The sequence below is a fragment of the Halorubrum rubrum genome (assembly GCF_024494685.1).
Classification (GTDB): Archaea; Halobacteriota; Halobacteria; order Halobacteriales; family Haloferacaceae; genus Halorubrum; species Halorubrum rubrum.
In genome coordinates this window covers 429,940-443,584 of the sequence record NZ_JANHDM010000001.1, presented here as the reverse complement: position 1 = coordinate 443,584, position 13,645 = coordinate 429,940, and the positions used below count along the sequence as shown (strand labels likewise).

The 13,645-nt window shown below is 70.6% G+C and carries 13 protein-coding genes, 1 tRNA gene and 1 pseudogene; 11 read left to right on the top strand and 4 right to left on the bottom strand.

Features of this window, described 5'->3' with window-relative positions:
* The first annotated feature begins 195 nt into the window (after positions 1-195).
* Positions 196-271 (top strand) — tRNA-Cys (locus NO889_RS02270).
* 130 nt (positions 272-401) lie between these two features.
* On the opposite strand, the pseudogene NO889_RS16415 reads toward NO889_RS02270, so the two are convergent.
* Positions 402-737 (bottom strand): annotated as a pseudogene (locus NO889_RS16415) (DsrE family protein); the annotation flags it as partial.
* 221 nt (positions 738-958) lie between these two features.
* Between NO889_RS16415 and NO889_RS02260 the strand changes: the two are divergent.
* From NO889_RS02260 to NO889_RS02250, 3 genes are all read left to right on the top strand, one after another.
* On the top strand, positions 959-1,861 hold the full coding sequence (locus NO889_RS02260) for a cobalt-precorrin-7 (C(5))-methyltransferase (protein ID WP_256410617.1): 903 nt from the start codon (positions 959-961) through the stop codon (positions 1,859-1,861).
* A 73-nt stretch (positions 1,862-1,934) separates the two neighbouring features.
* Positions 1,935-2,756, top strand: a complete 822-nt coding sequence (locus NO889_RS02255; protein ID WP_256410616.1) for a hypothetical protein — start codon at positions 1,935-1,937, stop codon at positions 2,754-2,756.
* Between the two features lie 84 nt (positions 2,757-2,840).
* A complete protein-coding gene (locus NO889_RS02250) occupies positions 2,841-3,047 on the top strand; it encodes a hypothetical protein (RefSeq protein ID WP_256410615.1) in 207 nt (68 codons plus the stop codon).
* A 37-nt stretch (positions 3,048-3,084) separates the two neighbouring features.
* Here NO889_RS02250 and NO889_RS02245 read toward each other — a convergent pair whose 3' ends face one another.
* Positions 3,085-3,240 (bottom strand): hypothetical protein, encoded by a 156-nt coding sequence (locus tag NO889_RS02245; protein WP_256410614.1) that lies wholly within the window; start codon positions 3,238-3,240, stop codon positions 3,085-3,087.
* Between the two features lie 117 nt (positions 3,241-3,357).
* Here NO889_RS02245 and NO889_RS02240 point away from each other — a divergent pair, with 117 nt between their 5' ends.
* The 3 genes from NO889_RS02240 to NO889_RS02230 all read left to right on the top strand — a co-directional run bounded on the left by NO889_RS02240 (position 3,358) and on the right by NO889_RS02230 (position 5,466).
* Positions 3,358-3,972, top strand: coding sequence for a VOC family protein (locus NO889_RS02240; protein ID WP_256410613.1), 615 nt, complete (start codon positions 3,358-3,360; stop codon positions 3,970-3,972).
* Positions 3,969-4,670, top strand: a complete 702-nt coding sequence (locus NO889_RS02235; protein ID WP_256410612.1) for an alpha/beta hydrolase — start codon at positions 3,969-3,971, stop codon at positions 4,668-4,670. The genes NO889_RS02240 and NO889_RS02235 overlap by 4 nt, the downstream gene beginning before the upstream one ends.
* 106 nt (positions 4,671-4,776) lie before the next feature.
* Positions 4,777-5,466 (top strand): DUF1028 domain-containing protein, encoded by a 690-nt coding sequence (locus tag NO889_RS02230; RefSeq protein WP_256410611.1) that lies wholly within the window; start codon positions 4,777-4,779, stop codon positions 5,464-5,466.
* A 21-nt stretch (positions 5,467-5,487) separates the two neighbouring features.
* Here the strand turns inward: NO889_RS02230 and NO889_RS02225 are convergent, their stop codons facing one another.
* Positions 5,488-6,393, bottom strand: coding sequence for an endonuclease/exonuclease/phosphatase family protein (locus tag NO889_RS02225; protein WP_256410610.1), 906 nt, complete (start codon positions 6,391-6,393; stop codon positions 5,488-5,490).
* A gap of 82 nt (positions 6,394-6,475) precedes the next feature.
* Entirely contained in the window at positions 6,476-8,212 is a 1,737-nt protein-coding gene (locus tag NO889_RS02220) for an HVO_2922 family protein (protein ID WP_256410609.1), read from the bottom strand.
* A 121-nt stretch (positions 8,213-8,333) separates the two neighbouring features.
* On the opposite strand from NO889_RS02220, the gene ligA reads away from it, so the two are divergent.
* From ligA to NO889_RS02200, 4 genes are all read left to right on the top strand, one after another.
* Positions 8,334-10,487, top strand: a complete 2,154-nt coding sequence (gene ligA, locus NO889_RS02215) for an NAD-dependent DNA ligase LigA (protein ID WP_256410608.1) — start codon at positions 8,334-8,336, stop codon at positions 10,485-10,487.
* A 75-nt stretch (positions 10,488-10,562) separates the two neighbouring features.
* Positions 10,563-11,516, top strand: a complete 954-nt coding sequence (locus NO889_RS02210) for an ABC transporter ATP-binding protein (RefSeq protein WP_256410607.1) — start codon at positions 10,563-10,565, stop codon at positions 11,514-11,516.
* On the top strand, positions 11,513-12,328 hold the full coding sequence (locus NO889_RS02205; protein ID WP_256410606.1) for an ABC transporter permease subunit: 816 nt from the start codon (positions 11,513-11,515) through the stop codon (positions 12,326-12,328). The genes NO889_RS02210 and NO889_RS02205 overlap by 4 nt, the downstream gene beginning before the upstream one ends.
* Positions 12,329-12,413: 85 nt before the next feature.
* Positions 12,414-13,634: a PQQ-dependent sugar dehydrogenase gene (locus NO889_RS02200; protein WP_256410605.1), complete on the top strand. Its 1,221-nt coding sequence runs from the start codon at positions 12,414-12,416 to the stop codon at positions 13,632-13,634.
* Positions 13,635-13,645: the final 11 nt, after the last annotated feature.

The following is a 13,645-nucleotide window of genomic DNA, read 5'->3' as shown; positions in this document are numbered from 1 at the left end:
AGCCCACCCGCGTGCCGGGAAGTACTGGAGTGAGCGATCCTCTGGGAACCGCGGTTCGCCGCCTCGCCATTCATACTGTAGTCGTATTCGGGCCCACGGTCGTCGCGGCCGTGGGCTTTTTTCATACACATCGGACGAACAGCGACGCTTTCCGACCGCTAGGCTTAAACGCTCGACTGCGGTAGGTTCGATAGCGCCAAGGTGGCAGAGTCTGGTCAGACGCAGCGGCCTGCAGAGCCGCCCAACGCCGGTTCAAATCCGGCCCTTGGCTTTACGTTTTGACGCGAACAGCCGTCGGCTCGGGTAGGTGATTCGTCGCGTCGTCGTCGTGCGTCGAGAGAACGGCTCGTCCGGTCGGTTCGAAAGCGGGCCAACGGGTGGCCGTGTCCGGGGCGCGTTTGGAACGTGATGATCTCGTAGTCGTCGTCGACGAGCGAGCGGATGCTCGGGTGGCCGTCGTGCTCGTCGGGGGTGACGAGGCCGGCGTCTTCGCGGTCGGCGACGCCGAACGCGCCCGAACAGTAGTCACCGACGGTCGCGTCGTCGCGTACTGCTTGGTACAGTTCGTAGTAGTCGCTCTCTTCGCCCTCGCGTTCGGGGATCCACTGGGTACCGGCGTCGTCGAAGATCCGTTCGGGCTCGTCGCGGTCGGTTTCGGCGAACTCCTTTGCGGCCTCCAACGCGTTCGCGAGGCGGCCGTCGTCGTCGTGCGATTCGTTGCCGGCGAGGATCACTATCGCTGCTTACCAGCGCAGTGCCGTGGGAATCCTCGCGCTTCAGCGCGGGGAGGATGTCAAGTCATCGCACCGCCACAGGTCGCGCTCGTACTAAATGCGTCCGCGGTTGTGTGTCGCCACCGTCGATTCGGTTCGTGTTGGCGTATCGGGTCCGTCTCGCGGTTCCCTCGGTCTCGCGCCGAACCGGAGCGGTGTTACCGGCCCGTCTCGTTTCCAGGGACATGAGCGACGGGATCGACGCGGACGGTCGGAGGGACTCGAACGACGGATGCGATCCGAACGCTACCGATCCCGACGACGAGAGGTGTTCCGACGACACGGGCGATCCTGACGACGCCTACGACCTCGACGTTGGGACAGATCCGGCGGCGTACGCGGCCGCGACGCCCGACATCGAGCTTCCGGACGCGCCGGGGTCGGCCGACTCCGCTCCCGCGGTCCGCGCGGTCGGGATCGGTCCCGGCGATCCGGCGTTCCTCGTCCCACGGGCCGAGCGTGCGCTCCGTGAGGCGGACGTCGTCGTCGGGTTCGAGACGGTCGTCGACCTCGTCCGCGACCGCACCGACGCGGACCTCCTTTCCTGTGGGTACCGCGACGAGGCCGAGACGCTGACGGCGTTCGCCGACCGCGTCGCCGGCGGCGACCGCGGGGTCGCGGTCCTGATGGGGGACCCGAACCACTCGGGGTATCAGTTCCTCGGTAAGGTCGAACGCGCGGTCGACGAGGCGACCGACGGCGGGGTGGACGTCCACGTCGTTCCCGGCGTCTCCTCGCTTCAGGTCGCGGCGAGCAGGTGCCGGACGCCGATGGAGGACGCGACGTTCGTCACGCTCCACAAGAGCGGCGATCTGACGGCCGACCTCGACCGGCTCCACCGGGACGTCGGCGACCGTCACCTGCTCGTCCTCCCGCGTCCGTTCGACTGGATGCCGGGGGACGTCGCGGCGGACCTGCTCGAACACGGCGGGCGGGCGGACGCGACCGCGCTCGTCTGCGAGCGACTCACCCACGACGACGAGGCGATCGCGCGGACGACGCTCGGCGACCTCGCCGAGCACGCGGGCGGCGACGGGCGCGACGACTCCCCGTTCTCGGACCTCTCGGTGCTCGTCGTCAGGCGATGACGAGGGACGGGATCCTTCGTCGAATCGCTACGGGTTAGTAACCGTTATACATCGGGTGACCCACACTCGAACCATGCAACGACGCGCTGTAGCCGTATACGTCGCGTTCTTCTTGCTCGTCGGGAGCGCGACCGGTGTGCTCGTCACGACGGCCCAGACTCCTGGGATATCCTTCGAGAACCCGGATTACGACCTGTCGGAGGGTGATTCGCTCGAAGTCGACGGGGAGGAGTACACGTTCGCGGGGGCCAGCGAGACCGACGGCGAGGTGATCGGACAGGTCGAACGGAACCGAACCGCGGAGATGTCGGAGTCGTGGTCGAACGGCTCGACCGTCGAGCTCGACGGGGAGGAGTGGACCGTCCGGATCGACGGCGAGAACGCCACCTCCGTCGCGCTCGTCGAGGTCCTCGACCGGACGGCGATCCTCGAGGAGGACCCGAACGCGGACAACGAGACGATCGAGCGCGACGGCGAGGAGTACGTCGTCGTCAGCGAGGACGACGAGACGCGGCTCGTCCCGGCGGACGAGTACTTCCCCGAGCCGGAGGAGCGCTCGTACGCGGTCGACGACGAGCTCGAGTACGACGATCGGACGGTCACCGTCGACGCGGTTTCCGCCGACGCGGCCACCCTCGTCTGGACCGGTACGGAGACGGTCTCCACCGAGGTCGTCCAGAACGAGCGGGTGACGATCGGCGAGACGGAGTTCGTCGCCCACTTCGAGGACGCGTCGACGCTGACGCTGTCGACGGACTTCGAGTCGCTCGAGGCGCAGCAGGCCGCGATCGATCGCCACGAGACGCGAAGCGACGGCCTGTGGCGCGTAATGATAGCCAGCCTGCTGTCGTCGGGGCTGTTCCTCGCGATGGCGTTCATGCCCTCGCGGTACTGAACCGGGCCTCGACCGAGCCCCCTTTCCTCCGTGCCGGTTCCGATGGATCGACATCCACTAGCCCCCGGAACCGGTAGCGCGGCCATGAACTCCCTCGCCGAGACGGTGCGACAGCTCGCACCTCACTGGGGCGTCATGTTCGTCGCGATGCTTTCCGCGCTCGCCGTCGCGGAGCGCGTCGTCCTCGCCGTCCCGCTCTGGGGATCGCTTCTCGTCGTCCTCGTCGTCGCCGTCGGCTACCCGCCGGTCGTTCGCGTCCTCGGCGTCGCTCCCGAGGTGTGGGAGCGGTGATGGGATAGCCCGGTTGCGGCCGGTCTCGATCGCCGCGCTACTCCTCTTCGGGGCTCGCGTCGGCGGTCCGGTCGGGTCCGACGTCGAGTCCGTACGCGCCGACGCCGACGCCGAGCGCGAAGGAAGCGACGGCCGAGACGGCGATCCACAGCAGTTCGGGATGTCCGTGGCCGGTGTGTAACAGGATCTCCATGTCGACTCCTCCTCGCGCCGACGCTAAAACCCATCCATTCGATCCGATAACATCCACGTCAGCCGGTCACCGTCCGGTCTCTCCCGGCTTTATTCCGGTGGGTCTCCAAGGGGGTGTATGAGCGACGAGAGCGAGGTCCCGGTGACCGCAGAGGATCCCGACGCGCCGTTTCACACGACCGGAACCGACCACATCACGATCTGGGGGAGCAACGAGGCGGACACCGTCGCGTTCTACCGCGACCTGTTGGGGATGCCGCTCGTCCTCCGCCAGCCCAACCTCGACGACCCGTCGCAGACGCACCTCTTCTTCGACACCGGCGACGGCCGGATCCTCACCGTCTTCGTGAGCGACGACCGCCCCTCCGCGCGCGGCCAGCGTCCGGGGACCGGCGCGGTCCACCACCTCTGTTTCAGCGTCGACCCCGACGAGTACGAGGACATCATGCGGGCGCTCGAGGACGCCGGCAAGGGGTACAACGTCTTCGATCGGGGGATCTTCCACTCCATTTACACCCAGGACAACAACGGGCTCGTGATCGAGCTCTCTTCGGACAAGTACGAGATCCCCGCCGACCGCAAGGGCGAGGTGCTCGCGACCGCCCAGCGGCTTCGCGAGGAGGACGGCGCGGACTTCGCCCAGGACCGCCACATGGAGGGGGCCCTCGAGGAACTGGGGCTTCCCGTGAAGAAGTACGACCTGCCCGAGGCCGACGCCGGAGTCGGCGTATGAGCCGGGGAGCCCCACACGCGAGCGACGACCCCCACGGAGACGAGGAGCTGGTCACGGCAGGAACGCCCCTCGCAGAGACCGACGCGGCGGTCGTCCTCGTCCACGGCCGGGGCGCGACCGCCCGGAGCATCGTCGGGTTCGGCGAGGAGGTGTCGCCCGCGAACGGGGGCGTCGCGCTCCTCGCGCCGCAGGCGGCCGCGAACACCTGGTACCCCAACTCGTTTCTCGCGCCCGTCGAGGAGAACGAGCCCGGACGGAGCTCGGGGCTTCGGGCGGTCGGCGACGCCGTCGCAACCGCGACGGACGCCGGGATCCCCCCCGAGCGCGTCCTCGTGGCCGGGTTCTCACAGGGGGCGTGTCTCGCGAGCGAGTTCGTCGCGAGGAACCCCCGCGAGTACGGCGGGCTCGCCGCCCTGAGCGGCGGGTTGATCGGCGACTCGGTCACCGTCGACGACTACATCGCGGACGCGGCCGCCGGGAGCGACGCGGACCCCGCGGACGCGCTCGCCGGAACCCCCGCCTTCCTCGGCTGTAGCGACGTCGACCCGCACATCCCCGAGGAGCGCGTCCACGAGACGGCCGCGGTGTTGGAGGCGCTCGGCGGCGACGTCGAGACCCGGATCTACGAGGGGATGGGCCACGGGATCAACGCGGACGAGACGGAGCACGTCTCGGCGATGGTCGCGGCGCTGTCGTAGTCGCCGCCGCGACCGGCCTCGCCGCGAGGGCGGTCCGTCCTCCCGTGATCCGGATCGTCGTCCGGACGTTCCGTACCTTTTTCGCGGCCGGAGTCGACCTCGGGACGTGACGTTCAGCATCTGCGTTCGCGAGCGGTACACGGACGACGCGGGCGACGGCCAGGTCCGGTTCGGCGTGGCGGTCACCACGCGGCTGCCGGGTGTCGGCGCGCTGTGTCCGTTCGCCTCGGAGCACGGCGCGGTGGCGACGCAGTCGCACACCAACGTCGAACTCGGTCGCAAGGGGATCGCCTATCTCGCCGACGGTCTCGCGATCGAGGACGCGCTCGACGCGCTGTTGGCGGCCGACGAGGGCCGCGAGCGGCGACAGCTCCACGGCGTCGACGCCGACGGAACCTTCGCCTTCTCCGGAGACGAGTGTGGCGAGTGGTTCGGTCATCGAGTCGGACAGAACTACACCGTCGCCGGCAACCTCCTCGTCGGACCGGCCGTCCTCGAGGACGCCGCGGCCGCCTACGAGTCGACCGCACACGGCGAGGCCCCGCTCGCCGAGCGGCTGATCGACGCGCTCGCGGCGGGTCACGACGCGGGAGGCGACAAACGCGAGGACCTCTCCGTCCAGTCGGCGGCGGTTCGAGTGGAAACGACCGAGGCGGCGGGCCGGCTCGAACCCTCCCACGACGACCTTCGCGTCGACGCCACCGAGACGCCGATCGTCGACCTCCGCGAGACGTTCGAGACCGCCCGCCGCGGCCACGAGGACGCGCTGGCGCGGTACGCGGACGACGAGCAGTGAGACTTCCCCGCCACTCGAGCGTCACAGTCGCAACCGGGCGAACACCGGCAGGTGATCGGAGGGATACCGTCCCCGGTCGTCGCGGTCGGCGAGCGTCGCGAACGCCTCCGTTTCGATCCCCGGCGAGACGAGCACGTGATCGATCCGTCGGCCGTCGATCAGCCGCGAGAAGTCGGTGAGGCTCGTCCGCGGTCCGTGACGCACGTCGGCGGCCGCGGCCGCGTCGTGGAGGGTGTCGTCCGTTCCGCCGCCCGCACCGTCGGCCGATCCGGTCTCCGCGTTCGGATCGGTCCCCGTCAGGATCCGATGGGGGGCCGATCCGGCCGTACAGTTGAAGTCGCCGACGAGGACCCGCGGGATCCGCTCGGTGTCCCCGGATCGGCTGCCGGCGGAGTCCGCGTCACCGTCCTCCCCGATCGCCGCGGCGAGTTCCGGGACCCGCTCGCGGAGCAGTCGAGCGGACTCGCGACGCGCGCGCGAACTCACGTGATCGAGATGGGTGTTGACGACGAGCAGCGGCGAACCGGCCGTCGCGGCCGGTCCATCGGTTCTCTCCCGCGGTCGGATCCGGACCCAGGTGGCGATCCGCGGGTGCGCGGCGTCCCAGCCGGCCGAGGGCTTCGCCGGCGTCTCCGAGAGCCAGAACGTGCCGCCGTCGACCGTCCGCCAGCGGTCGGTTCGGACCCCGATCGGGCACCCCTCGCCGGCGTCGTCGCGCTTTCGGCCCCGCCCGAGGAGGTCGTACTCGGGGAGCCGCTCGCGGAGGTCCGCCCGCTGGCCGGGCAGCGGTTCCTGGAACGCGACGACGTCCGGCCGGTGGAAGCGGACCAGGTCCGCGACCCCGTCCCTGCGGGCGTACCAGGCGTCGTGGCCGTCGTGTCGGTTGTCGTAGCGGACGTTGTAGCTCAGGACGCGGATCCGACTCATCTCGTCCGAGCGCTTGTGGGCGATCCGACGTAAACCGCGCGGCGTGCGCGGCCGGAACGGTCCGCCCGCGGACGCCTCCGGATCACTCGACGGCTTCCTCGTCGGCTCCCGGCGCGTTCCGCTTCACGCCCGTGACGGCCTCGACCGCGTTCGACCGGGAGGCGTAGCCCTCGCCGGAGTCGGCGACGACGTTGCCGTTGCGGTGGCGGAGCCGCCAGCGCCACTCGCTCGCGGCGTCCTCGTAGATCTCGAAGGCGGCGTTTCCGACCTCCAGCGTGTCGGCGTCGGGGGCGTACTCGCGGACGCGTTCGATCGCGTCTCTCGCCCCACCCTTCGAGGCGTAACCCTCGCCGGAGTCGGCGACGACGTTGCCGTTGCGGTGGCGGAGCCGCCAGCGGTACTCCCCGGCGTTGTCCTCGTACAGTTCGAACGTCGCGTTCGCCCCGCCGTCGGATCCGGCCTCGTCCGCGTCGGCTTCGGCGTCGCTCGCGTCGGCGTCGAGGTCCTCGAGGGTGGCCTCGGCGGCGTTCGACCGGACGCTCTCGAGCCCCTGGCGGGCCTTCGACCGGCTGCTGTACCCCTGTCCGGAGTCGGCGAGGACGTTGCCGTTCTCGTGGATCAGCCGCCAGCGCCACTTCCCGCCCTTGTCCCGGTACACCTCGAAGGCCGCGGGATCGACCCGGAGGTAGTCGGCGGCGGCGACGTGCTCGCGGACTCGCGAGAGCGCGCGCTTCGCGTTGGACTTCGAGGCGTAGCCCTCACCGGAGTCGCCGATCACGTTGCCGTTGTCGTGACGGAGCCGCCAGCGCCACTCCGCCGCGTCGTCCTCGAACAGCTCGAAGGTCGCCTCGCTCTCGATCGCCTCGTCGTCGCTCGGGACGGCCACCTCCGGCTCGTCGGCGTCCGCGGGCTCGGGGCCGTCGTCGGCGATGACTTCTGCCTCCTCGGCGGTCGTCTCGATCCGCAACAACCCCGCCCCGAGCGCGTTCCGTCTGACGCTGTGGAGCCCCCTCTGGGCCTTGCCGCGGCTGCTGTACCCCTGCCCCGAGGTCGCGATCACGTTGCCGTTGCGGTGGCGGAGCCGCCAGCGCGGCTTCCCGCTCGCGTCCTCGAACAGCTCGAACCTGGCCTTGCTCTCGTGGAGCGCCGCGGTCTCTGCCCGTGCGGCCGCGGTCTCGGCCTCGCGCTCCTCCGCTTCCGCCGCCGCTCCCGTCTCGATCTCCTCGATCCGCGCCTCGGCGGCGTCGAGCTCGTCGCGGGTCGCCTCGAGTTCCTCGCGGGTCGCCTCGAGTTCGCCCTCCGTCGTCGCGAGCTCCGATTCCGTCTCCTCGCTGGCGGCCGCGGTGGCGGCCGTCTCGGCTCGCATCCGCTCGTAATCCTCCCGAACCGGGTCGGTCACCAGAGGGACGATCGTCCCCGCCAGCCCGATCACGACGATGCCCGCCGCGTACAGCGCGTTGGCGGTCGCGTTCCCGGTCGCCCGCGACCAGCCGTCGGGGAAGACGACGAAGAAGTAGGCGACGGCCGCGAGCGTCAACAGCCCGCCGAGCGTTCCGAGCGTCGTCGCCGACCGTCGGAGCGGGAACCGCACGATGGCCCCGAGCATGACGAGCGGGGGCGAGAGTGCGACGAGCGCGTACCCCACGGCCCGACTCGTCGTCCGCGGCGCGGTGACCGCGAAGACGACGACGCCGAGGACGCCGACGAGCACGCCCAGCGAGAATATCCAGTATCCACGCACCTCGTCGTCGGTCGTCGGGGTCCCGATGCGCCCCTCGTACAGTTCCGCCAGCGGTCCCGTCGGCGTGTCGTTTGTCATGTCTTCGAAATCTATGTCCGATGTGTTATAAATGTGGGTTGGTATTGTTTGTCGACCGAACCCCTCGATTCGCCGGTCCGTGCCGGGCGTTTTTAACCCGAACCGTCCCTATCGTCGGTCGATGACGAGCTCGTCGACGCGGCACGCGGACCCCGAGGAGAACCCCTACGTCGAGGAGCCGCCGACCGACTTCGATCCGGTCGCGGAGCTGTCGTCCGACGCGGCGGAGCGGCAGGCGTCGCTCCTGCGGTCGGCGCTCCGCGAACACGACCACCGCTACTACGTCGACGCGGACCCGCTGATCGCGGACGCGACGTACGATCGCCTCTTCGAGCGGCTCCGCGAACTGGAGGAGGCGTTCGATCTTCCGACCGAGAACTCCCCCACTCGGCGGGTCGGCGGTGAGCCGCTCGACGGGCTGGAGACGGTCGAACACGTCGCGCCGATGCGCTCCATCGACAGCGCGAAGGAGGCGGACGCGGTCCGCGAGTTCGATGAACGCGTCCGACGGGGCGTCGCCGACGCGGGGCTCGACCCGGACGGCGTCGAGTACGTCTGCGAGCCGAAGTTCGACGGCCTCTCCGTGGAGGTCCTCTACGAGGACGGCGAGTACGTCCGCGCCGCGACCCGCGGCGACGGGATCGAGGGCGACGACGTGACCGAGCAGGTCCGGACGATCCGGTCCGTGCCCGGCAGGCTCCGGGGCGACCCCCCGTCCCGACTCGCGGTCCGCGGCGAGGTGTACATGCCCCGCGACGCCTTCGAGGCGTACAACGGGGAGCTGATCGAGCGCGGCGAGGAGCCGTTCGCGAACCCCCGCAACGCGGCCGCCGGGACGCTCCGCCAGCTCGACCCCGCCGTCGTCGCCGAGCGCCCGCTCGACGTCTTCTTCTTCGACGTGCTGGCGTGGGACGAAGGGGATCCGGCCGACGACTCGGCCGACGCCCGTCCGGACGCTCACTGGGCCGAGTTCGACGCGTTCGACCGCTTCGGGCTCCGCCGGACCGACCGGGTGGCGCTGGTCGACGACGTCGAGGCCGCGATCGACTACCGCGACCGAACCCTGGCCGCCCGCGACGACCTGGACTTCGCGGTCGACGGCGTCGTGATCTCGGTGAACGACCGGGAGGCCCGCGAGACGCTCGGCTCGACCTCGCGGGCCCCCCGGTGGGCGTTCGCGTACAAGTTCCCGCCCCGGACCGCGACGACGACCGTCGAGGCGATCACGGTTCAGGTCGGCCGCACGGGGCGGCTCACCCCCGTCGCCGAACTCGATCCGGTCGAGGTCGGTGGCGTCACGGTCTCGCGAGCGACGCTCCACAACCCCGCGGAGATCGAGTCGCTCGGCGTGAACGTCGGCGATCGGGTCCGGATCTACCGTGCCGGCGACGTGATCCCCTACATCCCCGAGGTCGTCGAAAAGCGCTCTGCGGGGACCTACGCGTTCCCCGAGACGTGTCCGGTCTGTGACGCGCCGGTCGAGCGCGAGGGGCCGCTCGCCTTCTGTACCGGGGGACTCGGCTGTCCAGCACAGCTGGAACGGGCGGTCGAACACTGGGCGCGCCGGGACGCGCTCGACGTCGAGGGGCTCGGCCCGGAGCGCGTCGAACGGCTCCGCGAGGCCGGACTCGTCGAGTCGCTCCCGGACCTGTACGATCTCACGGTCGACGACCTCGCCAGCCTGGAGGGGTGGGGCGAGACGAGCGCCGAGAACCTGGTCGACTCCCTCGACGCCACGCGGAACCCCCCGCTCGACCGGTTCCTCGCCGGCCTCGGGATCCCCGACGTGGGCCCGACGACCGCCCGAGCGCTGGCGCGGGCGTTCGGCGACCTCGACGCCCTGCTCGACGCCGACGAGGAGACGCTCCGCGAGGTCGACGACGTGGGACCGGCGGTCGCGGCGTCGATCCGAGAGTTCTTCGACAGTCCGGAGAATCGAGCGGCCATCGAGGCGCTCCGCGAGCGCGGAGTGGAGCCGCGGTCCGTCGAGGCCGCCGCTGACGACGCCGACGCGCTCGAGGGGCTGACGTTCGTCTTCACCGGATCGCTCTCGACGACCCGCGACGAGGCGCAGGCGCTCGTCGAGGCGCACGGCGCGAACGCGACCTCGTCGGTCTCCGGCAACACCGACTACCTCGTGGTGGGGGACGACCCCGGACGATCGAAACGCGAGGACGCGGACGCCGAGGACGTGCCCGTCCTCGACGAGGACGGCTTCGCCGACCTGCTCGACGAGCGCGGTGTGGCGTGGCCGCCGGACGCCGACGCGGCGTAGAGCGACGCGAGTCGTTCGGTCTCGACGCCGTGGCGAGCCACAACCCTTTATCCGATCCCACCGGAACGGGAGGATATGACCGCCATCGATCTGCGCGGCGTGACGAAGGAGTTTCCGGGCGTCACGGCCGTGCGGGATCTCGACCTCACCGTCGAGGAAGGCGAGGTGTACGGCTTCCTCGGCCCCAACGGGGCGGGAAAGTCGACGACCATCGACATGGTGCTCGACCTCGTCCGGCCGAGCGAAGGAACCGTGACCGTGCTCGGCCACGACGCCACCGCGGACAGCGTCGAGATCCGCCGACGGACCGGCGTTCTCCCCGACGGATTCTCCGTGTACGATCGGCTCTCCGGCCGGAGACACGTCGAGTTCGCGATCGAGTCGAAGGAGGTCGACGTCGAGCCCGAACCCGTCCTCGAGCGGGTCGGCCTCCTCGAGGACGCCGACCGCAAGGCGGGCGGCTACTCGAAGGGGATGCGCCAGCGGCTCGCGCTCGCGATGGCGCTCGTCGGCGACCCCGACCTGCTGATCCTCGACGAGCCCTCCTCCGGGCTCGACCCCGCGGGCGTGAAGGACATGCGTGAGATCGTCGCCGCGGAGGCCGACCGCGGCGCGACCGTCTTCTTCTCCTCGCACGTGCTCGCGCAGGTCGAAGCCGTCTGTGATCGCGTCGGCATCCTCCGGGAGGGCGAGCTCGTCGCCGAGGACTCCATCGAGGGGCTCCGCGAGGCGGTCGGCGACGGCGAGACGCTGGAAGTGACCGTCGACGACGCGACCGACGCGGTCGTCGACGCGGTCCGCGCGGTCGAGGGCGTCTCGCGGGTCGACGCCGACGGGGACACCCTCCTCGTGAGCTGCGACCCCGGCGTGAAGACGCGGGTCATCGCCGCGGCCGAGGACGCGGGTGCCGTCGTCGACGACTTCCACACGGAGGAGGCGTCGCTGGAGGACCTCTTCCTGGCGTACACGGAGGGCGAGGGGACGCCGAGGAGGCACGGAGACGCGGCCACGGAGGAGGTGGACGCATGAGCCTGCTCGCGGTCGCGAACAAGGACTTCCAGGACACGGTCAGGTCGCGCGGGATGGTGCTTCTCGTCGCGCTGTTCTCGCTTCTCGTCGCCGTCTTCGCGTACGTCGTCCGCCCGCAGGGACAGGCCGAGCAGTTCGCGACGGAGCTGCTCTTGAGCTCGTTCGTCGGCCCGGTGCTCGTTACCGGGCTGGTCCCGCTCGTGGGCGTCGTCGTCGGCTACAACGCCGTGAGCGGCGAGCGCGAGTCCGGTTCGCTGAAGCTGCTCCTCTCTTTACCCCACTCGCGGGCCGACGTCGTCTTCGGCAAGGTGATCGGTCGGGGTGCGGCGCTGGCGCTGGCGACGTTCGCCGGCTTCCTGCTGCCCGCGCTCGTGTTGATCGTCGTCCCGGTGACGTTCAACGCGGGGGCGTTCCTCGGATACACCGTCTTCGCCGCGACGCTCGGGGTGGTGTTCGTCGCCATCGCGGTCGGCTGCTCGGCCGCGGTAGCGACCCGCCAGCGCGCGCTCATCGCCGGCATCGGCGTCTACGCCCTCTTCGTGCTGCTGTGGGGACTGTTCACCGGTCGCGTGGTCGGGGCGTTCTCCGGACCGATCGAGGCGCTCCCCGTCTCCATGGCGCAGATCCGCACGTTCCTCGACGCCGCGAATCCGACGAGCGGGATCGAACTCCTCGCCAACGCGTTCCTGGGCGACCAGCTGTTCGCCGGCGAGTCGGTGGACCGACAGATCTCCGCGGTCGCGATGCTGGTCTTCTGGACGCTCGCGCCCCCGCTGGCTGGGCTGTTGAAGTTCGAGCGCGACGACCTCTGAGGCCGCCGTTCGTGGGTTTCTCCCGCCCCGAGACGCTCCTCGCCCACCGCGCCCTTGATGTCCGGCGGGCCCCACCGCCGACACGATGGACCGACGTCGATTCCTCTCGCTCGCCGGGCTCGCCGGGACCGGAACGCTCGCTGGCTGTGTTGGAAACGGCGGTGGTTCCGGTGGTAACGGCGACGACGCGGGAAACGGGGGGCCCGCCGACGGCGACGATGGACCCGATCCGGACGCGGCGTACGCGGTCGAGACCGTCGCCTCCGGATTCGAGCACCCGTGGTCGATCGCCTTCCTTCCCGACGGCGACCTCTTCGTCACCGAACGAGCGGGAACGCTGAACGTCGTCGACCCCGAGTCGGGCGACGTTCGTCCCGTCGACGGGACGCCCGCGGTCGACGCACGCGGACAGGGCGGGCTCCTCGACGTCGCGCTCGGTCCGGCGTTCCCGGATCCGGGCTGGGCGTACCTCACCTACTCGGCGTCGAACGCCGCCGGCGACACGGCGACCCACGTCGGCCGCGGGCGGTTCGACCCGGACGGCGCCCGACTGGAGGGGTTCGAGGTCCTCCACGCCGCCGAACCCTTCGTCGACTCGACGGGTCACTACGGATCGCGGATCGCCTTCGACGCGGACGAGCGGCTGTACGTCACCGTCGGCGACCGCCAGTTCAAGGACTTCGGCCCGGACCACGTCGCCCAGGATCTGGGCGTCGAACTCGGCAAGACCCTCCGGCTCGAGGCCGACGGCTCGGTCCCCGCGGACAACCCGTTCGTCGACGATCCGGACGCGCGGGACGCGATATTCAGCTACGGCCACCGCAACGCGCAAGGGTTGACCGTCCACCCCGAGACGGGCGAGATCTGGGAGAGCGAGTACGGCGAGCGGGCCGGCGACGAGATCAACGTGCTCCGGCGGGGCGGCAACTACGGCTGGCCGGTCGCCGACGAGGGGTGTACCTACGACACCGGCGAGCCCATCGGCGTCTCCCACGACGACCGCGAGGACGTGATCGCGCCGGCGTACTCGTGGCCCTGCGGGAGCGGCGGCTTCCCGCCGGGCGGGATGACGTTCTGTTCCGGAACCGCGTTCCCCGACTGGGAGGGCGACCTGTTCGTGGGCGGGCTCGCCTCGCGGGCGCTCGCCCGGCTGACCGTCGAGGGACGGGAGGCGACCGGGATCGAGCGGCTGTTGACCGACCGGGAGTGGCGGGTCCGTACCGTCGCCGAGCATCCGGACACGGGCCACCTCTACGTCGCGGTCGACGCCGGGGACGCGCCGGTCGCGCGGCTGACGCCGGCGTGACTGCCCGAGGG